This window comes from Pseudomonas flavocrustae (genome assembly GCF_029872515.1).
Taxonomy (GTDB): domain Bacteria; phylum Pseudomonadota; class Gammaproteobacteria; order Pseudomonadales; family Pseudomonadaceae; genus Chryseomonas; species Chryseomonas aestiva.
Map to the genome: position 1 here is coordinate 553,992 of NZ_JAPDIQ010000001.1, position 20,561 is coordinate 574,552.

15 protein-coding genes and 1 pseudogene are annotated in these 20,561 nt (G+C 68.3%); 9 read left to right on the top strand and 7 right to left on the bottom strand.

Annotated features, from left to right (window positions below):
• Window positions 1–35: 35 nt before the first annotated feature.
• From OMP44_RS02620 to OMP44_RS24855, 3 genes and pseudogenes are all read right to left on the bottom strand, one after another.
• A complete protein-coding gene (locus OMP44_RS02620) occupies window positions 36–956 on the bottom strand; it encodes a substrate-binding domain-containing protein (RefSeq protein WP_280306288.1) in 921 nt (306 codons plus the stop codon).
• A 14-nt stretch (window positions 957–970) separates the two neighbouring features.
• Entirely contained in the window at window positions 971–1,684 is a 714-nt protein-coding gene (locus OMP44_RS24850; RefSeq protein ID WP_431312624.1) for a methyl-accepting chemotaxis protein, read from the bottom strand.
• 144 nt (window positions 1,685–1,828) lie between these two features.
• Window positions 1,829–2,956: pseudogene (locus tag OMP44_RS24855) on the bottom strand (HAMP domain-containing protein); the annotation flags it as partial.
• Between the two features lie 380 nt (window positions 2,957–3,336).
• Here OMP44_RS24855 and OMP44_RS02630 point away from each other — a divergent pair.
• From OMP44_RS02630 to OMP44_RS02655, 6 genes are all read left to right on the top strand, one after another.
• Window positions 3,337–3,618, top strand: a complete 282-nt coding sequence (locus tag OMP44_RS02630) for a hypothetical protein (protein WP_133861192.1) — start codon at window positions 3,337–3,339, stop codon at window positions 3,616–3,618.
• A gap of 313 nt (window positions 3,619–3,931) precedes the next feature.
• Entirely contained in the window at window positions 3,932–4,195 is a 264-nt protein-coding gene (locus OMP44_RS02635) for a hypothetical protein (RefSeq protein WP_133861191.1), read from the top strand.
• A 289-nt stretch (window positions 4,196–4,484) separates the two neighbouring features.
• Window positions 4,485–6,674, top strand: coding sequence for a TonB-dependent siderophore receptor (locus OMP44_RS02640; RefSeq protein WP_187979754.1), 2,190 nt, complete (start codon window positions 4,485–4,487; stop codon window positions 6,672–6,674).
• Between the two features lie 83 nt (window positions 6,675–6,757).
• Window positions 6,758–8,008 carry an enterochelin esterase gene (gene fes / locus OMP44_RS02645; protein ID WP_280306293.1) on the top strand — a complete coding sequence of 417 codons (1,251 nt, stop codon included), beginning with the start codon at window positions 6,758–6,760 and terminating at the stop codon, window positions 8,006–8,008.
• 22 nt (window positions 8,009–8,030) lie between these two features.
• The gene (locus tag OMP44_RS02650) at window positions 8,031–8,237 is read left to right on the top strand and encodes an MbtH family protein (RefSeq protein WP_280306295.1); all 207 of its coding nucleotides are present in this window, start codon (window positions 8,031–8,033) and stop codon (window positions 8,235–8,237) included.
• Window positions 8,238–8,257: 20 nt separating this feature from the next.
• Entirely contained in the window at window positions 8,258–12,187 is a 3,930-nt protein-coding gene (locus OMP44_RS02655; protein ID WP_280306296.1) for an enterobactin synthase subunit F, read from the top strand.
• On the opposite strand, the gene OMP44_RS02660 is transcribed toward OMP44_RS02655, so the two are convergent.
• Genes OMP44_RS02660 through fepD form a run of 3 tightly spaced genes read right to left on the bottom strand, consistent with a single transcriptional unit; the run spans window position 12,184 to window position 14,977 of the window.
• Window positions 12,184–12,990, bottom strand: coding sequence for an ATP-binding cassette domain-containing protein (locus OMP44_RS02660; protein ID WP_133861186.1), 807 nt, complete (start codon window positions 12,988–12,990; stop codon window positions 12,184–12,186). The two genes, OMP44_RS02655 and OMP44_RS02660, sit on opposite strands and share 4 nt — an antisense overlap.
• A complete protein-coding gene (gene fepG, locus OMP44_RS02665) occupies window positions 12,987–13,985 on the bottom strand; it encodes an iron-enterobactin ABC transporter permease (RefSeq protein WP_280306299.1) in 999 nt (332 codons plus the stop codon). Before fepG ends, OMP44_RS02660 begins: the two co-directional genes overlap by 4 nt.
• A complete protein-coding gene (gene fepD / locus OMP44_RS02670) occupies window positions 13,982–14,977 on the bottom strand; it encodes a Fe(3+)-siderophore ABC transporter permease (protein ID WP_280306300.1) in 996 nt (331 codons plus the stop codon). Before fepD ends, fepG begins: the two co-directional genes overlap by 4 nt.
• Window positions 14,978–15,103: 126 nt before the next feature.
• Between fepD and entS the strand changes: the two genes are divergently transcribed.
• Window positions 15,104–16,333 (top strand): enterobactin transporter EntS, encoded by a 1,230-nt coding sequence (entS, locus tag OMP44_RS02675; protein WP_280306302.1) that lies wholly within the window; start codon window positions 15,104–15,106, stop codon window positions 16,331–16,333.
• A gap of 173 nt (window positions 16,334–16,506) precedes the next feature.
• On the opposite strand, the gene fepB is transcribed toward entS, so the two are convergent.
• Window positions 16,507–17,475: a Fe2+-enterobactin ABC transporter substrate-binding protein gene (gene fepB / locus OMP44_RS02680; RefSeq protein ID WP_280306303.1), complete on the bottom strand. Its 969-nt coding sequence runs from the start codon at window positions 17,473–17,475 to the stop codon at window positions 16,507–16,509.
• Window positions 17,476–17,749: 274 nt separating this feature from the next.
• On the opposite strand from fepB, the gene OMP44_RS02685 reads away from it, so the two are divergent.
• Entirely contained in the window at window positions 17,750–18,937 is a 1,188-nt protein-coding gene (locus OMP44_RS02685) for an isochorismate synthase (RefSeq protein WP_280306304.1), read from the top strand.
• A complete protein-coding gene (locus OMP44_RS02690) occupies window positions 18,934–20,559 on the top strand; it encodes a (2,3-dihydroxybenzoyl)adenylate synthase (RefSeq protein ID WP_280306306.1) in 1,626 nt (541 codons plus the stop codon). The genes OMP44_RS02685 and OMP44_RS02690 overlap by 4 nt, the downstream gene beginning before the upstream one ends.
• Window positions 20,560–20,561: the final 2 nt, after the last annotated feature.

Consider the following 20,561-nt stretch of genomic DNA (forward strand, 5'->3'; position numbering starts at 1 on the left):
GGCTGCCGGAAACGGACAGCCTCCTGCCGTGAGGGCTAGAAGGACGCCAGATTGTCCGGCGTGATCAGCTGGAAGGGGACCTGGGTGAGATTGCTGCTGGTGGAGCCGTTGGCCAGCCGCAGGGCCATGTCCACCACGCCCTGGCCCTGGCCCTTGGCGTCCTGCAGCACGCTGACCGCCAGCTTGCCCTCGCGCATCTCCTGCAGCCCGTCGGGGGTGCCGTCGATGCCGCCCACCAGGTATTTCGAAAGCGGCTTGCCGGCCTTTTCCAGACCGCGGATCGCGCCGATGGCCATCTCGTCGTTGTTGGCGGCGACGATATCGAAGGCCACGCCCTTGTCGACCCACTGCAGAACGCGTTCGGTCGCCTCACTGCGCTGCCAGTTGGCCGAGGCCTTCACCACCACCTGCATGTCGGGGTACTTGGCGACGACCTTCTCGACGCTTTCGGTGCGCAGCTTGGTCGCCGGGTGGGCCGGTTCGCCCATCAGGATGGCCACCTTGCCCTTGTAGCCGGCACGGCGAGCCAGCTCCTCCATCTGCATCGTCGCGGCCTCTACCTCGTCCGAGCCGACGAAGCCGGCATAGGCGGGCAGGGGAGAGACGCTGGGACGATAGTTGATGAACACCAGCGGCACCTTGCTGCTCATCGCCAGCGACAGCATCTCCTGGGTATGGCTGTCGTCGATGAGATTGACGATGACCGCATCGACATGGGCCGCGATCAGGTTGCGGTACTGGCGCAACTGCAGGGCGCTGTCACTGTTGGCGTTTTCCAGGAAGACGTCGGCGTCCAGGGTATGGGCGCGTTCCTCGACATTGTTGATCAGCAGGGTGCGGAAGTTGTCGCGCTTGGAGGTCAGGACGCCGATCAGCGGGGCGCTGGCGTGGGCCAGGTTGGCGCAGGTGGCGGCCAGCACGAGACCGGCGAGAAGGCGAAGCTTTGGCTTGAACATGAGTCGGTCCCCGGTCAGACACTGAAACGTTGCAGCAGCTCGCGCTGCCGGCTGGCCATGCGCGAGAGGTCCTCGCTGCTCTGCGCGGCGCTGTCGGCACCTTCTGCAGCCCTGAGCGCGGCGTCGTTGATCTGCACCATCATGCGGCTGGTTTCCTGCACGGTGGCGCTCTGCTCTTCGGTGGCGGCGGCGATCTGGGTATTCATCTCGCGGATGGTGCCGACCGCCTGGCTCATGCTCTGCAGGGCTTCCCGGGCGGAGGAGGCCAGTTGCACGCACTCCCCGGACTGGGCGCGGCTCACCCCCATGATTTCCACCACCGAATGGATCTTCTGCTGCATCTGTTCGATCTGTTGCTGGATCTCGCTGGTGGAGGCCTGGGTTCGACTGGCGAGGGAACGTACCTCGTCGGCGACCACGGCGAAGCCGCGCCCCTGCTCACCGGCGCGAGCGGCTTCGATGGCGGCGTTGAGGGCGAGCAGATTGGTCTGCTCGGCGATATTGCGGATGGCGTCGACGATGCCGTCGATGCTCTGGCCATAGCCCTGCAATTCATCGGTGGCCTGGGCGGCGACCTGGATCTGCCGTGCCTGGCGCTGGATGCTGTCGATGGTCTCGGCGACGGTGGTGCCGGTCGCCGTGCTCAGTTCGAAGGTGTGGTCGACCGCATCCTTGGTGTCGATGGCGCGCTGAGCCACCTCGGCCACGGTGCTTTCCATCTGGGTCATCGCCGAGGCGGCGGAGCCGAGCCGCTCGGTCTGCTCCTCCACGGCGCGGGTGGTACTGGCACTGATGTCGGCATTGGCCAGGGCGGTATGCCGGAGGTCGTCGGCCGACTGGGTGAGGGTCTGCACCGTGGTCTGCAGCGAACGGATCAACTCGTTGAGATAGCCGCCCAGTTCGCTGAATTCGTCCTTGCGGCGCACATCGAACTGGACCCGCAGATCGCCGGCCGTGACCTGGCGCAGCGAGTCGCGGAACGCCTGCAGCGGTCGCCGCAGACCGCGGGCGACCCACAGGCCGATGATCACGGCGGCGCAGATCGCCAGCAGGGCAACGATCGCCAGGACCTGGCGGCTGGTGGCCACGCTGGCATCGGTATCGCCCTTGGCTTGTTGCGCCACGGCGACGGCACCGGCGCTGAGGGTGCGCAGCGCATCCAGGGTCGCCTGCAGGGCGGTGCCGGTGCGCTGGCGCTGGGCGTCGAACTGGGCCTCGGCCGCGGCCTGCCGCTCATAGCCCTGGCGCAGGCCGTCGGGCGCGGTCATCTCGTGCAGCAGACGGGTGACCATCACCCCCACGATGCGCGCGCTGCGCTCGTCGATGGCGGCCAGGGCGCGCAGCCGATCGGTGATGACATCCTGCTGCTGGTTGAGCGTCACCGCCAGACCTGGCAGATCCAGGCGGGCCGCCTGAGCGGCGAAGGCGGCATAGGTCTTGTCCGTCTCGATCAGCAGCATCTGGGCGGCGCGAACCGCCGCGCTGGCACCTTCCGCCTTCTGTTGCGCACTGTAGGCCTGCAGGTAGCTGGACAGTCGATTGGCCTCCGGCGTGGCATAGCCCTGCAGGGTCCGGGTGGCACGGCGCACCTCGACCAGCTGGCGATAGCTGTCGATGAGGATTTTTGCCTGGTCGCCATAGGCGTTGCCCAGCTTCTGCTCCTGAGCGAGCGCCTGGATCAGCGGGTCGTGGCCGCGCAACAGCGCCGGCAAACGCTGGTGCAGCTGAAGGTAGTCGGCGAACTGCTGCTGGAATTGCTGCTCGTGCGTGGCGATCGGCGCGGAATCGGTCTCGGCCAGCAGGCTGAGCAGGGTCTGGTTGGCGCCCAGCAGCTGCACGTTGATTTCGCCGACGGCCTGGCCGAGCGGCGCGGATTGCTCGGTGATGACCGCCAGCCGCTCATGGATGGACTGGGTACTGGTGAAGCTTACGGCGACGATACCCAGCAGCAGCAGCACCAGAAGAGCGATGCCGCCGACTACCCGTTGAAGAAGCGTCATGGTTGTTCCCTGCTTTGTTATCGGTGTAGAGGCAGGAGGCCATTGGCGGCAGGTGTCATCGTGCGTCTCGATGCCTGTCCATGGCCAACATCCCCGCAGCCTAGTCTTATCGCCTGACCTTTCCGCAGGGTCTGCAGACGTGCGGCCTGCGCCGGGCGATCAGCTGTCGTCGACACCCGCCAGCGCTCGTGCCAGAGCCTGGCGTGCCGTTTCGCGTGCTGGACGGGCAGCTGCATCCCCTGACGGCCAGGCACGGGTCGGGGGCTCGAATAGCGCCACCGTGCGACGGACACCTCAGGTTGCGATCCTGAAGTGCTCGGCCAGAAACCAATCCGGGCTTCGCCAGGTCCCTGAAAGGTCTCTTTTCTCAGGATTACCCGATGTCCAAAGCTCTGCTGTGCTCCCTCGTACTGGCTACCGCCGCAACCCTGACGGCGTGCGACAAGACCTCCGAAGACCACGCCCAGGACGCTCAGACCCATAGCCAGAAGGCCCAGGAGAAGGCGGCCGAAGGCAAGGTCGAGCGCGCCTCCAAGGAGCAGGCCAAGGCGCAGGAAGACCGGGCCCAGGCCAATGAAGCCGCGGCCACCGAGGGGCGCAACACGCCTCCCGATTCCGCCGTGCCCGGCTATATCAAGACGCCCGGCAAGGAAAATCCCTGAGTCTCGACCCCGGTCGGCGGTCGGTTCAGGACCGGCCGTCGAGGGGGCGAAGCGAGAGGCAAGGCCTGCCGCAAGAGGGCTTAGCGCCTTCTTTGCTGTCCCGCGAAATCAGGTCGTGACGCTCTCGTTGGCGGAACATCCGGAGAGCAGGAGGACGAGGGCCAGGGCAAGGCTCTGATCGGCGGCGCGGTGAACGGGCCTCGGCGTGCCGACGACAGCCATCATCGAGGCGAGCAACGGCTGTTTACATCCGGGCCAGGACGATTAGAGTAGGGGCCACTTCGCCATCATTCGTCCAGCCTCCGGAGCCGCCATGAGCCTTTCGCGACCGATCCACTGGTATCGTGCCCGCAGCACGCTCGAAATCGTCGCCCTGGGCCTGGGCGTCATCGCGTTGGTGATCGCTGTCGATCAGGGCCTGCGCAACTCGCCCTCGGAACACCTCGCCGACTATCACGCCTGCAAGGGTGACGGTGGCCTGGCGCGAATGAACGCCATCGGCGAAATCGTCTGCCGGCTGCCCAGTCCGGTGATCGGCCAGGTGGCAGCCAAGACCCCGGCGGTCTCCGGCCTCTAAACCACCGTCAGGCTTCGCACTGCGCGGCCCGTTCAGGATCAGCCCGATCCTGTGACCGGACCTTTTCGGCCCGGTGATGCCTCTTTCCTGCATTCCTTCCTGATGCCGTCCTGACCTCTGGACGTGGATCACGGCTGCCTGGCATTCGCGATGCGAACAGCTATTGCTTACCGTAACATTTGATAATGAGAGTTTTTATCATTTAAAGTGCTGGCCCTCGCGGGATCCCGCGAAGAGCAGCCTTCAAGTGCACGGCGTCGGCTGCAACGCCACGGTCACAAGGATCACCATGAACACCCAAGGAACCCTCTGCCAGCCCGTCCGCCTTCGCCGCGGGGCTCTCCGTCAGCTGCTCCTGATCGGCGCGCTGATTCCCTTTCCGCTGACGGCCCTGGCCGCCACGGTGGCCGAGCAGAACGCCACGGAACTGGACACCCTGACCATCGAAGGCAACCGCCTCTACGACATGGCGCCCTCGGAACAGACCGGCGGCTATACCGTGGATTCGGCGACCGTGGGCACCAAGACGCCGGCTGCCCTGCGTGACATTCCCCAGTCGATCACCTCTTACACCAGCGACTACATCAAGGACCGCAACTTCAACACCCTGGACGAGCTGGCCAAGTCCACCGCCGGCCTGCGGGTGCTGACCAACGACAGCGGGCGTTCCTCCATCTATTCGCGTGGTTACGAGTACGACGAATACAACATCGACGGCCTGCCGGCGCCCATGACCAGCATCTTCGGCACCGTGCCCATCCTTTCGCCCTTCGACCGGGTCGAGATCATGCGCGGGCCCTCGGGGCTGTTCAACAGCACCAGCGAGCTGGGCGGCATCGTCAACATGGTGCGCAAGCGCGGCACCGAGGACTTCCAGGGCCATATCACCGGGCGCTACGGCTCCTGGGACACCAACTACCAGGAGATCGACCTGGCCGGTCCGCTCACCGAGAGCAAGAATGTCCGCGGTCGCTTCGTCGCCTCTCGCGCCGACACCAATGGCGAGGTGGACTACAACGCCAACACCGACCAGAGCTACTACGGCGACCTGGACATCGACCTGTCCGACGCCACCCAAATCTCCTTCGGCCTGATCCATCAGGTCAAGAACCTCACCCCGCACAACGGCTATCCCACCGACGCCCAGGGCAATCTGCTGGACTTCAGCCAATCGCGCTTCCTGGGAGCGGACTGGAACTACTTCGACGGCAAGACCACCGACGGCATCTTCGAGCTGACCCACAGGTTCGATAACGGCGGCTATGGGCGCATCGCCGCGCGGGCGTCGCACCGGGAGGCGGATTACCTCTATGCCTTCACCGGCGGGGCGGTGCAGGCCAACGGCAATACCAGCATTCGTGCCAGCACCCGGGACTTCGAGCAGGACGCCTATTCCCTCGACGCCAGCTACAGCCAGCCATTCGAGGCGCTGGGTCAGGTCAGCGAATTCGTCGTGGGTACCGACTACAAGCACTACGACACCGATTACCAGAACGGCAACAGCGTCCTGGGTACGGTCAATGTGAACAGCTATTCGCCGACCCGCTTCGCCAAGCCGGCGCGCGCCTACCAGACCGACTTCAGCAGCGAGGATCGCGAATTCGGCCTCTATTCCAAGGTCACCTTCCGCCCCATCGAACGCCTGGCGCTGATCGGTGGCGCCCGTGTTTCCTGGTACAGGGGCGATGCCTACACCACCACCCTGGCCAGCGGTGCCGAGGCGGGGGAGAGCCAGAAGCACAGCGGTTTCGTCACCCCCTATCTGGGTACCGTCTACGACCTGGACGACTACCATTCCCTCTATGCCAGTTATTCCAAGGTGTACAAGCCGCAGAGCGAGCTGGATGCCCAGGGCAAGGCCATCGATCCTCGCGAGGGCGACCAGTACGAAGTCGGCATCAAGGGCAGCTACTTCAATGGCGACATGAATGCGCGCCTGTCGATCTTCCAGCTGACCGACGAGAATCGCGCGTCCACGCCTTTCGATGCCAATGGTCTTGCGATCACCACCTATTCCGAAGCGTCCGGCAAGACGCGGGTGAAGGGGGCCGAGATCGAGGTCAGCGGCAAGCTCACCGAGCAGTGGGAAATGCTCGCCGGCTACACCTACATGGATACCCAGAACCTCAGCGGTGATGGCAACACCCTGTTCGAAGCCATGCCCAAGCACATGGCCTCGCTGTGGACCAAATACACCCTGGCGGGTGGTCCGCTGACCGGGCTGAGCATCGGTGGCGGGGTGACCGCCATGAGCGATTTCTCCCAGACCAACCAGACCTCCGGGGTCACCGTGTCCGCCCCCGGCTATGCCACGGTGGATGCCAAGTTCTCCTATCCGGTCACCAAGCAGCTCACCGCGACCCTGGACGTGAACAACCTCCTCGACAAGGAATACTGGTCGCGCGTAGGTTCGGTTTCCACCTTCAACTTCCAGGGCCCCTCGCGCAGCGTGATGGTCGGCGCGCGTTACGACTTCTGAGGTTCAGGCCGACCTGAGTCGGGCTCAGGTCGGCCAAGGCGCTGCACGCCGTGACGATCTCTTCCACGATGTACCGAGATGCGATGAAAGATTCACTCTTCCAGCGGGACGATGTCGGCAGCGAGCCCTGGTGGCAGGCCGTGGCCTGCCGCGGCACGCCGCTGATCGAACCCACTGTGGCCGGGCGCTATCGCCTGACCTTTGTCTGGCGCGATCCCGAAGGGCTGGCCGAGCGTTCCAGCACTCAGCGGGTCTGGCTCAATGTCACCGGGGTCACCGACCATCATCAACCGGGCCTGCCGCAGAGCCTGCGGCGCCTGCCAGGCAGCGATGTCTGGGCCTGGGAGACCGAGCTGGAGGGCGGCTGGCGCGGCAGCTATTGCCTGATCCCCAGCGCGGAGCCGGCGCCCTTCGAAGGCGAGGCCCAGCCCGATCTCCAGGGCATCCGCCTCTGGTGGCGCAGCGTCTTTCCCCTGGCCCAGGCCGACCCGCTCAACCCCCGGCGTGCCTGGCAGGGTGGGCGCGGGCTGGCGGTGTCGGGCGTGCACCTGCCGGAGGCGCCTGCGCAGCCGGCCTGGGCGGCCTTCGATGCCGACCGCAGCCTGGCGCCAGCGGCCTGGCCGAGTCTGCAACAGTACGAGTGGCAGAGTGCACGGCTCGGCAACAGCCGCCCGGTATGGGTCTTCGCCACCGGTACTACCACCCCTTTGGAGCGGCCGCTGGCCATCCTGCTGGATGGACAGTTCTGGGCGCAGACGATGTCCATCGGCGCGCCTCTGCAGCAGCTAACCGCTGCCGGGCAACTGCCGGAGGCGGTCTATCTGCTGATCGACAACAGCGACCGCGCCCTGCGTGGCAGCGAGTTGCCCTGCAATCCCGAATTCTGGCTGGCGGTGCAGGAAGAGCTGCTGCCGCAGGTGCGCGACTGGGCGCCTCATGCGCAGTCACCGTCCTCGACGGTCGCCGCCGGGCAGAGCTTCGGCGGTCTGGCGGCGCTCTATGCCGCGCTGCACTGGCCGGAGCGCTTCGGCTGCGCCCTGAGCCAGTCCGGTTCCTTCTGGTGGCCGCAGCGCGGTGCGCCGGGACGGCTGTTCGAGGCACTGGCGAGCGGGCAGGGGAGCACGCATCCCTTGCGGCTGTTCATCGAGGCCGGGTTGCGCGAGCCGGCCATCCTCGAAGCCTCCCGCGCCCTGGTCCCACGCCTGCGCGAGCAGGGTCACGACCTCGACTATCGCGAGATCGATGGGGGCCATGATGCCCTCTGGTGGCGCGGCGGGCTGCTCGACGGTCTGGTCCGCCTCTGGCAACCCCTGCTCGCCGACGCCCCTCGCTAATCCCCCTTTTCCAGGAGCTCCGATGGACGCCCCCAATCCCTTCGACGATCCCGCCCAGGTGCTGTTGATCCTGCGCAATGCCCGCGGCCAATGCAGCCTCTGGCCAGAGGCCATGGCCGTGCCCACCGGTTGGGAACCGGTGTTCGGGCCGGCGCCGCGCCTGGCCTGCGACGACTGGCTCGCCAGCCACTGGCGCGATGTCCGCCCGGTCGCCTCCCTGCCTTCCTGACTGGAGTTCCTGTGTCTTCCATGCCCCGTTCACGCTTTCCCGAGCTGCCGCTGGTCGCTGCCCAGCCCGGCATCTGGCTGGCCGATCAGCTGTCGCCCCATGCCAACGCCTTCGCCGTGGCCCACCTGGTCGAGCTGCGCGGGCCGATCGACGCCCAGGCGCTGATGGCGGCCATCGTCCAGGGCCTGGGGGAACTGGACAGTCTGCGGCTGACGTTCGCCGAGCGCGAGGGCGAGCTGGTGCAGTGGATCGACAGCGACATGGCCATCCCTGCGCCCGAGTGGCTGGACCTGCGTGGGGCAGCCGATCCGGAAGTCGTAGCGCGCGCGGCCATCCGCGCCGATCTCGACGGTGACCTGCGCGCCACCAGTGGCGGTCCGCTGTGGCTCAACCGGATCTACCAGCTGGGCGACGATCACCTGTTCTGGTACCAGCGCTATCACCACCTCTTGATCGATGGCTATGGCTTCGCGGCCCTGGCCAAGCGGGTAGCGGCCCTGTACAGCGCCATGGTGCGGGGCGAGACGACCGAGGCCTCGCCGTTCGTGTCCTTTGCCGAGGTGGTGCGCGAATATCAGGACTATAAGCAGTCGGCCGTCCGCGAGCGCGACAAAGCCTTCTGGCGCGAGCGTGGCGCGGCCTTGCCGCCGGCGGCGTCCCTGGCGCCGGGTGGTCTGGCAGGGCAGGTGCCGACCCCACGCGTGGTGGAAGCCCGCGCCCGGGTGCCTGCCGCGGTCTTCACCAGGCTGGCCGAGCAGGGCAGGGCCCAGGGCGTGACGCCGGCCGATCTGGCTGTGGCCCTGGCCGCTACCTGGTTCGCGCGCCTCAGTGGCCAGCCGGCCTTCAGCGCCGGCTTCATCTTCATGAGACGCATGGGTTCGGTGGCGCTCAAATCCGGAGGCGCGACGCTCAACGTTCTGCCCCTGGGCGTGCGCACCGACTCGATCCAGACGCTGCCGCAACTCGCCGCCATGCTGGCCGCCGAGCTGAAGAAGGTGCGCCGTCACCAGCGCTACGACGCCGAGCAGATCGCCCGCGATCTTGGCCGTCCGGGCGATGCCGAGCCGCTGACCGGACCGGTCATCAACCTCAAGCTGTTCGATTTCGCCCTGGATTTCGCCGGGGTGCCGGGCGTCACCCACGAACTGGCCTCGGGGCCGGTGCGCGACCTGGAGATCGCCCTCTACCTGGAGGCCAGCGGCGCCCTTGATATCAAGCTGCTGGGCAACGCCGAGCGCTACGCCGCCGATCTGTTGCAGGGGCACGTGGAGCGGTTCGGCCTGCTGGCCGGGCAGTTCGCCGAGCAGCCCGGTCTGGCCCTGGGCGCTGGAGACCTGCTGGCCCCGGCGGATCGCGCCTGGCTGGCCGAAATCAATGCGACCAGGCAGTCGCTGCCCGAGGCTACCTTGGCGACCCTGCTCGCCGACCAGGCGGCGCGCAGCCCTGCTGCGCCGGCACTGGCCGATCTGCAGCGTGCCTTCAGCTATCGAGAGACGCGCCAGCAGGTGCTGGCGCTGGCCCAGCGGCTGAGCCATGCCGGGGTAGGGCGGGGCGACATCGTCGCGGTGGCCCTGCCGCGTTCGGTGTTCCTGTCCCTGGCGCTGCTGGCGACGCTCGAACTGGGCGCCGCCTACCTGCCGCTGGACAGCGGCTATCCCGACGAGCGCCTGCAGCTGATGCTCGACGACGCGCGACCCCGGGTGCTGGTAACCGATGCCAGCCAGCGCGAGCGCTTCCCGGGGCTGGGCGAGGATCGGGTGCTGATTCTGGATGCGCCGTTGGAGGCGCTGGACCACGAGCCGGTGTTCGCCGGACCGCGTCCAGGCGATCCGGCCTATCTGCTCTATACCTCCGGCTCCACCGGCCGCCCCAAGGGCGTAATGGTCGGCCATGCCGCCATCGTCAATCGCCTGCTGTGGATGCAGGACAGCTATCCCATTGGCGCCGGCGACACGGTCTTGCAGAAGACGCCGAGCAGCTTCGATGTGTCGGTCTGGGAATTCTTCTGGCCGCTGCTGGTGGGCGCCCGGCTGTACCTGGCGCCGCCCGAGGCCCATCGCGATCCCCTGGCGCTGCAGGAATTGTTCACCCGCGAACGGGTGACCACGGTGCACTTCGTGCCCTCGATGCTGGCGGCCTTCGTCGCCAGCCTGGACGAGTCGGCCGCGGTAGCCCGCTGCGCCAGCCTGCGCCAGGTGTTCTGCAGCGGCGAGGCGCTGCCCACCGAGCTGGCTCGTACCTGGGAGCGCCGCGTCGGCGCGCCCCTGCACAACCTCTATGGCCCCACCGAAGCCGCGGTGGACGTCTCCTATCATCCGGCCCACGGCGCCGCCCTGGCGGCCGTCACCGGCAGCAGCGTGCCCATCGGCAAGCCGGTGTGGAACACCGGGCTGCACGTCCTCGACGAACGCTTGCGACCGGTCCCGCCGGGTGTGGCGGGAGAACTCTATCTGAGCGGGGTGCAGCTGGCCGATGGCTATCTGGGTCGCCCCGAACTGACCGCGGCGCGTTTCATCGCCGCACCGGGCGGGCAGGGCGAGCGGCTGTATCGCACCGGCGACGTGGCGCGCTGGCTGCCGGAGGGCGTCGTCGAATACCTGGGCCGCAGCGACGATCAGGTGAAGATCCGGGGGCAGCGCATCGAACTGGCGGAAATCGATCATGCCCTGCTGGCGCTGCCCGGCGTGGCCCAGGCGGTCACCCACGCCCGGGTGCTGGGCGAGGCGGCCGTTACCACCGGCGGCGATGCCCGTCAGCTGGTGGGTTATCTGATCGCCCAGCCAGGTGCCGCGCTGGACCTGGAGCGCCTGCGGGCGCGGCTGGGCGAAAGCCTGCCGCCGCATCTGGTGCCGGTGGCGCTGGTCGAGCTGGAGGCCTTGCCCCTGGGCGCCACCGGCAAGCTGGATCGCAAGGCCCTGCCGGCGCCCCAGGGCGTGGCCAGGGCCGCGAGCCGTCCCCTGGCGCCGGGGCTGGAAAGCGACTTGGCGGCAGCCTTTTCCGAGGTGCTCGGCTGCGCCATTGTCGGCGCGGACGATGACTTTTTTGCCCTGGGTGGCCATTCGCTGCTGGCCATGACCCTGGCGGCCAACCTGCGCCGGCGCCTGAGGCGGCCGGTATCCATCGGCCAGATCATGGTGGCCTCCAGTATTGCCCGCCTGGCGCGGCAGCTGGAGCAGGACGCGGCCAGCGCAGCGCGGGCCGGCTTCGAGACCCTGCTGCCGCTGCGCCCGGGCGACGGCCCGACGCTGTTCTGCTTCCATCCGGCCTCGGGCTTCGCCTGGCAATTCAGCGTGCTGCAGCGCCACCTGGATCCGCGCTGGTCGCTGCTCGGTATTCAGTCGCCGCGTCCGGACGGTCCCCTGGCCCAGGGCGCCGATCTGGAAGCCGTCCTCCAGCGCCATCTGCGCACCCTGCGCGAGGTACAGCCGCACGGCCCCTATCATCTGCTCGGCTATTCCCTGGGCGGCACCCTGGCCCAGGGCCTGGCGGCGCGGTTGCAGGCGGCAGGGGAAGAGGTCGCCTTCCTCGGCCTGCTCGACACCTATCCGCCGGAAACCCAGAACTGGCAGGAGCGCGAAGGCCAGCGCGAGCTGGACCCGGAAGTGCTGGCCGAGGTCAATCGCGAGCGCGAGGCCTTCCTCGCCGCCCAGCAGGGCCTGGCCGATCCGGCGCTGGGGGAGGGGGCGGAGCTGTTCGCCACCATCGAGGGCAACTACGCCGATTCGGTGCGGCTGTTGGCCTCGGCGCGCAGCGCGCGTTTCGACGGCGAGGCGCTGATGTTCGTCGCCCGCCGCACCCTGCCGGCGGGAATGGACGTCAAGGCCACCTGGGCGCCCTGGATCACCCGCCTGCAAGCCCACGAGGTGGACTGCGCCCACGTCGACATCATCGCCCCGGCCCAGCTGGCGCAGATCGGCCCGGTACTGAATCGGGCGTTGAAAGGACTCTAGCCAGCCGAGCGCCGCGCCAGGGGCACCACCATGGGAGTCCCGGCCACCGGGTCGTCGATGATCAGGCAGTCCAGGTCGTAGACCGCCTTGATCAGCGCGGGGGTGACCACCTCGCGCGGGCGGCCGGTGGCCAGTACCTTGCCGTCGCGCATGGCCACCAGGTGAGTGGCGTAGCGACAGGCGTGGTTGAGGTCGTGCAGCACCATCACCAGGGTGTGGCCCTGCTGGCGATTGAGGTCTTCCAGCAATTCCAGCAGGTCGATCTGGTGAGTGATGTCGAGCCAGGTGGTGGGCTCGTCGAGCAGCAGCAGCGGGGTTTCCTGGGCCAGGGCCATGGCGATCCATACCCGCTGGCGCTGGCCTCCGGAGAGGGTGTCCACCGCCCGGTCGGCCAGTTCGAAGACACCAGTGGCCTGCATGGCGTGGGTCACCGCGCGTTCATCGTCGGCGCGCACGCCACCAAACAGCGTCTGGTGCGGATAGCGTCCGCGGGCCACCAGGTCGCGCACCGAGATGTCACCCGGGGCCTGGGAGCTCTGCGGCAGCAGGCCCAGGCGGCGGGCCACCTCCTTGGTGCGATAGCTCTGGATCGCCTGGCCGTCCAGCCAGACCTGGCCCTGGCTGGGCGCCAGCAGTCGACTGAGGGTGCGCAGCAGGGTCGACTTGCCGCAGCCGTTGGGGCCGATGATGACCGTCAGCTCGCCGTCGGGAATGGTCAGCGACAGGTCTTCGGCGATCAGCTTGCGGCCGTAGCCCAGGGTCAGGCGCTCGGCGTGCAGGCGTGAAGCGGGGGCGTCGTTCATGAGCGGCGGGACTCCCAGATGAGCAGGCCGATCAGGTAGAGCCCACCCAGGCTCACCGTGACCAGGCCCACCGGCAGGACATAGGGCAGGAACAGGCGCTGGGCGAGCAGATCCGCGCCCAGCAGCAGCACCGCGCCGGTGAGGGCGGCGGCGGGCAGCGCCAGGCGCTGGGTGCCGGTCAGGCGGCGGGCGATCTGCGGCGCGGCCAGGGCGATGAAGGAGATCGGTCCGGCCACCGCGGTGCCGGCGGCGGTGAGCACCACCCCCAGGCCCAGCAGCGACAACCGGGTGCGCTCCACCGGCACGCCCAGGGCGCAGGCGGTGTCGTCGCCCATTTCCAGCAGGAACAGCCGGCGACTCAGCGCCAGGCTGGCGGCACCCGCCAGCAGGATGAAGACCACCGCCGGCCAGGCCTTGCCCCAGGTCAGGCCGTTGAGCGAACCGGCGCTCCACAGGCCGGCGCTGAAGGCGGCCTCCAGGGAGGCGTGGACGATCAGCCAGGTGTTGAGCGCCATCAGCAGGGCGCGCACGCCGATGCCGACGATGATGAGTCTCAGGGTATCCACGCCGCTGCCCCGCCAGGTGAGGGCATAGACCAGCGCCGCGCTGAGCAGGCCGCCGATCAGGGCGGCGGTGGTACTCCAGAGGATGCTGGCCTGGAACAGCACCAGGGCGACCAGCACCCCGCTGTAGGCGCCGGTGTTGAAGCCCATGATGTCCGGGCTGCCGAGGGGATTGCGCAGCAGCGATTGGAACAGCGCGCCGCTGAGGCCCAGGGCGGCGCCGATCAGCAGCGCCAGGGCCACCCGCGGCAGGCGCCACTGGGTGACCACCAGTTCGATGCCGCGCGGCGCCTCGCCGAGCAGCGCGGCCAGCACCTGGGAAGGGCTCAGGGCCAGGCTGCCGCTGCCCAGGGCGAACAGCGCCAACAACAGCGCGCCGCCGAGCAGGGCGAACAGCACGCCGGGCAGGCGCAGGCGACCGGGGCGGTTCATGCCCGGCCTCCCTGGCGCTGACGGCGCGCCAGCCAGATCAGCAGCGGCGCGCCGAGGAAAGCGGTCACCACCGAGACCCGCAGCTCGTTGGTGACCAGCAGGCGGCCGACGATATCGGCCGTCAGCAGCAGACTGGGAGTGAACAGCAGGACGAAGGGCAGCAGCCAGCGATGGTCTTCGCCGATGGCCCAGCGACCCAGGTGCGGCACCATCAGGCCGACGAAGGCGATGGGTCCGACCGCCGCTGCGGCGGCCCCGCAGAGCAGGGTGATGGCCAGCAGGCCAAGCAACTGGGTCTGGCGGACCCGGGTGCCGAGGGCCACGGCCAGATCGCTGCCCAGGCTCAGGGCATTGAGCGCCGGAGCCAGCAGCAGGGCGATGACCACGCCGCCCAGCACCGGCAGGCTGGCGCTGCGCAGCAGGTCGAGCTGCCGCACGTCCAGGGAGCCGAATTGCCAGAATCTCAGCTGATCGTAGACCTGGGGATCGAGCAGGGCGATGCCCGAGCTGACACCTTCGAGCATGGCGCCCAGGGCCACCCCGACCAGCACCAGGCGCATCGGGTTGAAGCCACCGCCACCGGCGATACCGGCCAGCAGTACCACCAGGCTGGCCAGCAGGGCGCCACCGAAGGCGAAGCCCAGGTACTGCTCGGGACCGCTGGCACCGAACAGGGCGATGCCCAGCACCACGGCGAAACTGGCACCGGCGTTGACGCCGAGGATGCCCGGGTCGGCCAGGGGATTGCGCGTCAGCGCCTGCATCAGGGTGCCGGCCACGCCCAGCGCCGCGCCGGCGAGCAGACCGGCGAGGGTCCGCGGCAGCCGCGCTTCGCGCACGATCAGACAGGCCGGCTCGCTGCAGCCCTGGCCCAGTGCCTGCCAGACGTCGACCAGCGGGATGGCGGTGGCGCCGAGCGCCAGGCTGGCAGCCATCACCAGCAGCAGCAGGACCGCGGCGCAGCCGAGGATGAAGAGGCTGCGCCCGGTCATCCGCGGCGACCGACGGGAAGGGGAGTGGATGAGAACAAGGCGTATTAACACATGATAGTCTGTATTACATGCTAACAGCCTTGCCCCGGCGGCTCGATAGCGTCCCCTGTGTTTTTCCGGTGATTCATGTCCAAGACGTCCTTCCTGCTCGACTTCGGCCTGCTCAGGTCCCACGCCGCCTTTCGCACCCTGTTCATCGCCCGCCTGGTGTCCGTGCTGTCCCTCGGCCTGCTGGCCGTGGCGATCCCCATCCAGGTCCAGGCCCTGACCGAGTCGCCGCTCAAGGTGGGCCTGGCGCTGAGCATGGCCGGCATCGGCATGTTCGTCGGCCTGCTCACCGGCGGGGTACTGGCCGACCGCCTGGAGCGGCGCCGCCTGATCCTGGCGGCACGCTCCATCTGCGGCCTGGGCTTCATCGGCCTGGCGGTCAATGCCAGCCTGCCCGAGCCGTCGCTGAACGCCATCTACCTGCTGGCGCTGTGGGACGGCTTCTTTGGCGCCCTCGGCGTCACCGCGCTGCTGGCCGTCACGCCGATCCTCGTCGGTCGCGAATCCATGGTGCAGGCTGGTGCCCTGAACATGCTCAGCGTGCGGGTGGCGGCCATCGTTGCCCCGCCGCTGGGCACCCTGCTGATTGCCCAGAGCGGCGTGGCCTGGAACTACGGCCTAACCGCCTGCGGCACCCTGATCACCCTGCTGGTGCTGCTGCGCCTGCCGCGGTTGCCGCCGCCAGAGCAGCCGCGCGAGACGCCCTGGGAGGCCCTGGGCGGCGGCATCGCCTTCCTGTTCGAGAATCGCCTGCTGGGCGCGGTTGCCCTGGTCGGCGCCCTGGTGACCATGGCCAATGCGGTGCGGGTGCTCTATCCGTCGCTGGGCGAGAGTTGGGGGCTGGATACCGCACACCTGGGCTGGCTCTATGCCGCCGCGCCCCTGGGTGCGGCCATCGGCGCCCTCACCAGTGGCCGACTGAACCAGGCGCCACGCCCGGGGCGTACCCTGCTGATGACCGCGGTGGCCACTTTTCTGGCGGTAGCGGTGTTCGCACTGTTGCCCGGCTTCTGGCTGTCCGCGCTGTGCCTGGTGCTGTTCGGCTACCTGGGCGCGCTCAATGCCCTGGTGCAGTACGCGCTGATCCAGCGCCTGACGCCGGATCGCCTGCTGGGGCGCATCAATGCGCTGTGGACGGCGCAGAACATCGGCGGCGAGGCCATTGGCGCGGCGCTGTTCGGCGGCCTGGCCAGCCTGATGCTGCCGGCGCAGGCGGCGTTCGTCTTCGGCCTGGTCGCCACTGGTGTGGCCGCCCTCTGCTGGACGCTGGCCCGAGGTCTGCGTAGGGCTGAAAGCCTCGGCACCTGATCCGCTTCGGTGCGCCTGGCGTAGCGTGGAAAACCGCGCAGCGTTTTCCACTGGGGACTCATGGCGATCAGCGATGGACAAGACAGATCGCGGCCATGGGCCGCTCCTACAGGCTAGACGGTACCTGTAGGAGCGGCCGCATCGGCGGACCGCCCTGGCCACGACTGCTCTATTCAAGGCTTGGCGTAGCGCTGTTCCAGGCGATCCAGCAGCAGGTTGGCGCTATAGGGGTCGAGACGGAAGGTCTCGGCGCCCAGGGCTTCGACACGGTTGTCCTTGACCGCCGGCAGGTGCGCCAGCAGCGGATTGCCGCGTACCGCCTCGGCTTCCTTGGCGTCCGCGGCGAACAGTAGGAAGGTCTGGCCCGTGAGACCGGTGGCGACGTTTTCGCCGGCGAGCTGAAGGATGTCGTGGCGCTGCCCCTGGCTATGGCCGGTCTCCAGTCCCGCCGGCAGCGCCGCCAGTTCGAAGCCCAGGCTTTCCAGCAACTGGCCCTGGGAAGAGGCGGCGGTCCAGAGATTGGCCTGGCGCGTCGCCGGGTTGTAGACGAAGGCCGATACCGGTTGCGGCGGCAGCTGCAGGCGCACCTTGAGCTCGGCGACACGCCGGTCGAAATCGGCGACCACCTGGCTGGCGGCGTCCTCGCGGCCGGTGGCCTGACCGAGCAATTCCACCACCTGTTGCCAGCTGCGATTGTCGTAACCCACCACCAGCACCGGGGCGATGGCCTTGAGTTGCTCGACCAGGCGCAGCGCCGAGTCGTTGCCGGCGGCGCTGACCAGGATCAGGTCCGGTGCCTCGGCGGCCACGGCTTCGGCATTGGCTTCGCCGATGTACAGCCGTTTCACGTCACGCTGCCTGGCGACCGCGCCCCACTGCCGCAGGAAGCCCTGGTCATCGGCGAATCTGTTGTTGGGCGAGGTGGCACCGCTGGCCACCACCGGTGCGCCGATGGCGAGCAGGGCGCCGGTGAGGGTGACGCTGGTGGAGACGATACGTTGCGGCTGGGCGGGCAGGGTGACCTGGCTGCCGTCGGTGCTGATCTGCCGGGGCCAGTCCGCCGCCCGAGCGGTACCGCCCAGCGCCAGGGTCGCGAGGACCAGGGTGGTGAGAATGCGAAACACTGACGACAAGCTGAACATGAACGCCTTCCGGTTGTAAGATAATCACTCTCATTTTCAAAGAAGCGCTCTCTGGCAGCAAGTCGTTCCGGTCAAGCCGCCGGTGTGCGCCCAGGGGAAGGGCAGGAGCTCATCGCCAGACGCCTTCCGGCCGGTGGGTATTTGTCTTTTATTTCAAGGATTTGCGGGATAGTCGGGAATATCGTTCGGTCCCTAACGAATTGACTTTCCGGTATCCAGTAAGTTAGCTTCTGCTTATTGATAAGCATTATCATTCGTGTAGAGGTTCATCGAAATGACGAGCAAGAGGGCCGAGCGGGTCGGAGACGTAGGCGCCGATCGTCGGGAACAGGCCGCATTCCTGTTCCAGTCGGGTGATCGCGTCCTGCAGGGGCGGGGCATCTGTGCCCGGGTCGAGACACCGGCCAGCGGCGGTGCGCACCGGGACAGTCTGTTCCTCCACTCCGTGGAAGAGGCCTTCGCCCGTGCCCGCCAGGCCGGCATCGCCGAGCCGGTGATCATGGGTGCCATTCCCTTCGATACCACTCGGCCCTCCTGTCTCTATGTGCCCCGGGAGCATGCCTGGGTGGCTCGTCCGGCGCCGGTCAGCAGCGCGCCAGTCGCCCCGGCGCAGGTGCGCGAGGTGCGCAACCTGCCCAGTGCGGATGGTTTCTGCCTGGCGGTGGAGGAGGCCATCGAGGCCTTCCGCCGCGGCGAGCTGAGCAAGGCGGTGCTGTCGCGGATCCAGGAGATCCACCTGGCGGAACCCGCCGACGTGGAAGCCATCCTCGCCAATCTGGCGCGGCAGAATCCCACCGGCTATCAATTCCGCATCCCCCTCGCCGAGGGCGGCGAGCTGGTCGGAGTCAGCCCCGAGTTGCTGGTGCGCAAGCAGGGCGCCCGGGTCCACACCAATCCGCTGGCGGGTTCGGCCAAGCGTCGCGCCGATCCGCAGGAAGACCAGCGTGTCGCCCGCGATCTGCTGGAGTCCAGCAAGGATCACTATGAGCACCGCCTGGTGATCGAGGACATCCGCCAGCAGCTGGCACCACTGTGCAGCCGGCTGGACGTGCCCGAAGGGCCGTCGCTGCTCAGCACCAACGCCATGTGGCACCTGTCCACCGCCATCGATGGCGAACTGGCCGACAGTCGCACCTCGGCGCTGCAGCTCGCCTGCCGCCTGCATCCGACCCCGGCGGTCTGTGGCTTTCCCACGGCGGCGGCGCGCCAGCTGATCCAGCGTATCGAGCCCTTCGACCGCGGCCTGTTCACCGGCATGGTCGGCTGGTGCGATGCCCAGGGCAACGGCGAGTGGGTCGTCACCATCCGCTGCGGCACGGTGCAGGGCGACTGGCTGCGGCTGTTCGCCGGCGCCGGCATCGTCGAAGCCTCGGATCCGGCGGCGGAGTGGGCCGAGGTCACCGCCAAACTGGGCACCATGCGTGCCGCCTGTGGTTTGCTCGACGAGGAGAACCCCACGTGAGTCTGGAATTCACCCCCTGGCCGGACGACCTGGCGGCGCGCTATCGCGCCCTGGGTTACTGGCCCGATCTGCCGATGACCGAAATCCTGGCGCGCAGCCGCGCGACCCTGCCCGAGGCGCCGGCGATCCTCTGCGGCGAGCGGCAGCTGAGCTATGCCGAGCTGGACGAGCGCTCCAGTCGGCTGGCCGCCCACCTGCAGGCCGCCGGGCTGCGGCGCCACGACACGGCCCTGGTGCAGCTGCCCAACGTGGCCGAGTTCTATGTGGTGTTCTTCGCCCTGCTCAAGGCTGGCATCGCCCCGGTCAACGCCCTGTTCAGCCACCAGAAGCTGGAGTTGCTCGCCTATGCGCAGCAGATCCAGCCCCGGCTGCTGATCGCCTCCCGCGAGCACAACCTGTTCCGCGACGACAACTTCCTCGCCGAATTGCGCGACGTGGCGCCGGGCCTCGGCGAGGTGCTGCTGGATGGCGCCGACGACGCACGCAGCCTGCAGCAGCGTCTGGATACCCCGCTGGACGGTTTTCAGCTGACCCCTACCGCCTGTGGCGAGGTGGCCTTCTTCCAGCTCTCCGGTGGCAGCACCGGCACGCCCAAGCTGATTCCGCGCACCCACAACGACTACTACTACAGCCTCAGACGCAGCGTCGAGATCTGCCGCCTGACCCCGGCGACGCGCTTTCTCTGCGCCCTGCCGGCGGGCCACAATTACACCCTCAGCTCGCCCGGCGCCCTGGGCGTCTTCATCGCCGGTGGCTGCGTGGTCATGGCCCGCGATCCCGAGCCGCTGCGGTGCTTCGCGCTGATCGAACGCCATCAGGTGGATTGGGTGGCCCTGGTACCGCCGGCGGTGGCGCTCTGGCTGCAGGCCGCGGCTGCCCCCGAGCAGCGCGCCCGGCTGGCCAGCCTCCGCGTGGTGCAGGTGGGCGGTGCCAGCTTCGCCGAGGCCCAGGCCCGCCGCGTGCCCGTGGAACTGGGCTGCCAGCTGCAGCAGGTGTTCGGCATGGCCGAGGGCCTGGTCAACTACACCCGCCTGGACGACGAGCCCGAGCGCATCTTCACCACCCAGGGCCGTCCCATGAGTCCGGACGACGAGGTGCGCATCACCGACGAGGACGGCAATCCGGTGCCCGACGGCGAGCCGGGCCTGCTGTCCACCCGCGGTCCCTACACCTTCCGCGGTTACTACCGCAGCCCCGAGCACAATGCCCAGGTGTTCGATGCCGAGGGTTTCTACTTTTCCGGCGACGTGGTCCAGCGCGATGCCGCCGGCTATCTCAAGGTGGTCGGCCGGGTGAAGGACCAGATCAACCGCGGCGGCGAGAAGATCGCCGCCGCCGAGATCGAGGGGCTGCTGCTGCGCCATCCCGGCATTACCCACGCGGCCCTGGTCGCCATCGCCGACGAGTTGATGGGCGAGAAGAGCTGCGCCTGCCTGGTGGTGAGCGATCCGGCACTCAAGCCGGTGGCGCTGCGTCGCTACCTGCGCGAGCAGGGCGTGGCCGAATACAAGCTGCCCGACCGTTTCCAGTTCCTTGACCAGTTGCCGCTCACCGCCGTCGGCAAGATCGACAAGCGGCGCCTGCGCGAGCAGCTGCAGACCCCTTCCACCGAGCGTTCCTAAGG

Bases quoted from the DNA above. Each gene is read 5' to 3' on its own strand.
- OMP44_RS02620 (WP_280306288.1), bottom strand. From the start codon at position 956: ATGTTCAAGCCAAAGCTTCGCCTTCTCGCCGGTCTCGTGCTGGCCGCC.
- OMP44_RS24850 (WP_431312624.1), bottom strand. From the start codon at position 1,684: ATGACCCAGATGGAAAGCACCGTGGCCGAGGTGGCTCAGCGCGCCATC.
- OMP44_RS02630 (WP_133861192.1), top strand. From the start codon at position 3,337: ATGTCCAAAGCTCTGCTGTGCTCCCTCGTACTGGCTACCGCCGCAACC.
- OMP44_RS02635 (WP_133861191.1), top strand. From the start codon at position 3,932: ATGAGCCTTTCGCGACCGATCCACTGGTATCGTGCCCGCAGCACGCTC.
- OMP44_RS02640 (WP_187979754.1), top strand. From the start codon at position 4,485: ATGAACACCCAAGGAACCCTCTGCCAGCCCGTCCGCCTTCGCCGCGGG.
- fes (WP_280306293.1), top strand. From the start codon at position 6,758: ATGAAAGATTCACTCTTCCAGCGGGACGATGTCGGCAGCGAGCCCTGG.
- OMP44_RS02650 (WP_280306295.1), top strand. From the start codon at position 8,031: ATGGACGCCCCCAATCCCTTCGACGATCCCGCCCAGGTGCTGTTGATC.
- OMP44_RS02655 (WP_280306296.1), top strand. From the start codon at position 8,258: ATGCCCCGTTCACGCTTTCCCGAGCTGCCGCTGGTCGCTGCCCAGCCC.
- OMP44_RS02660 (WP_133861186.1), bottom strand. From the start codon at position 12,990: ATGAACGACGCCCCCGCTTCACGCCTGCACGCCGAGCGCCTGACCCTG.
- fepG (WP_280306299.1), bottom strand. From the start codon at position 13,985: ATGAACCGCCCCGGTCGCCTGCGCCTGCCCGGCGTGCTGTTCGCCCTG.
- fepD (WP_280306300.1), bottom strand. From the start codon at position 14,977: ATGACCGGGCGCAGCCTCTTCATCCTCGGCTGCGCCGCGGTCCTGCTG.
- entS (WP_280306302.1), top strand. From the start codon at position 15,104: ATGTCCAAGACGTCCTTCCTGCTCGACTTCGGCCTGCTCAGGTCCCAC.
- fepB (WP_280306303.1), bottom strand. From the start codon at position 17,475: ATGTTCAGCTTGTCGTCAGTGTTTCGCATTCTCACCACCCTGGTCCTC.
- OMP44_RS02685 (WP_280306304.1), top strand. From the start codon at position 17,750: ATGACGAGCAAGAGGGCCGAGCGGGTCGGAGACGTAGGCGCCGATCGT.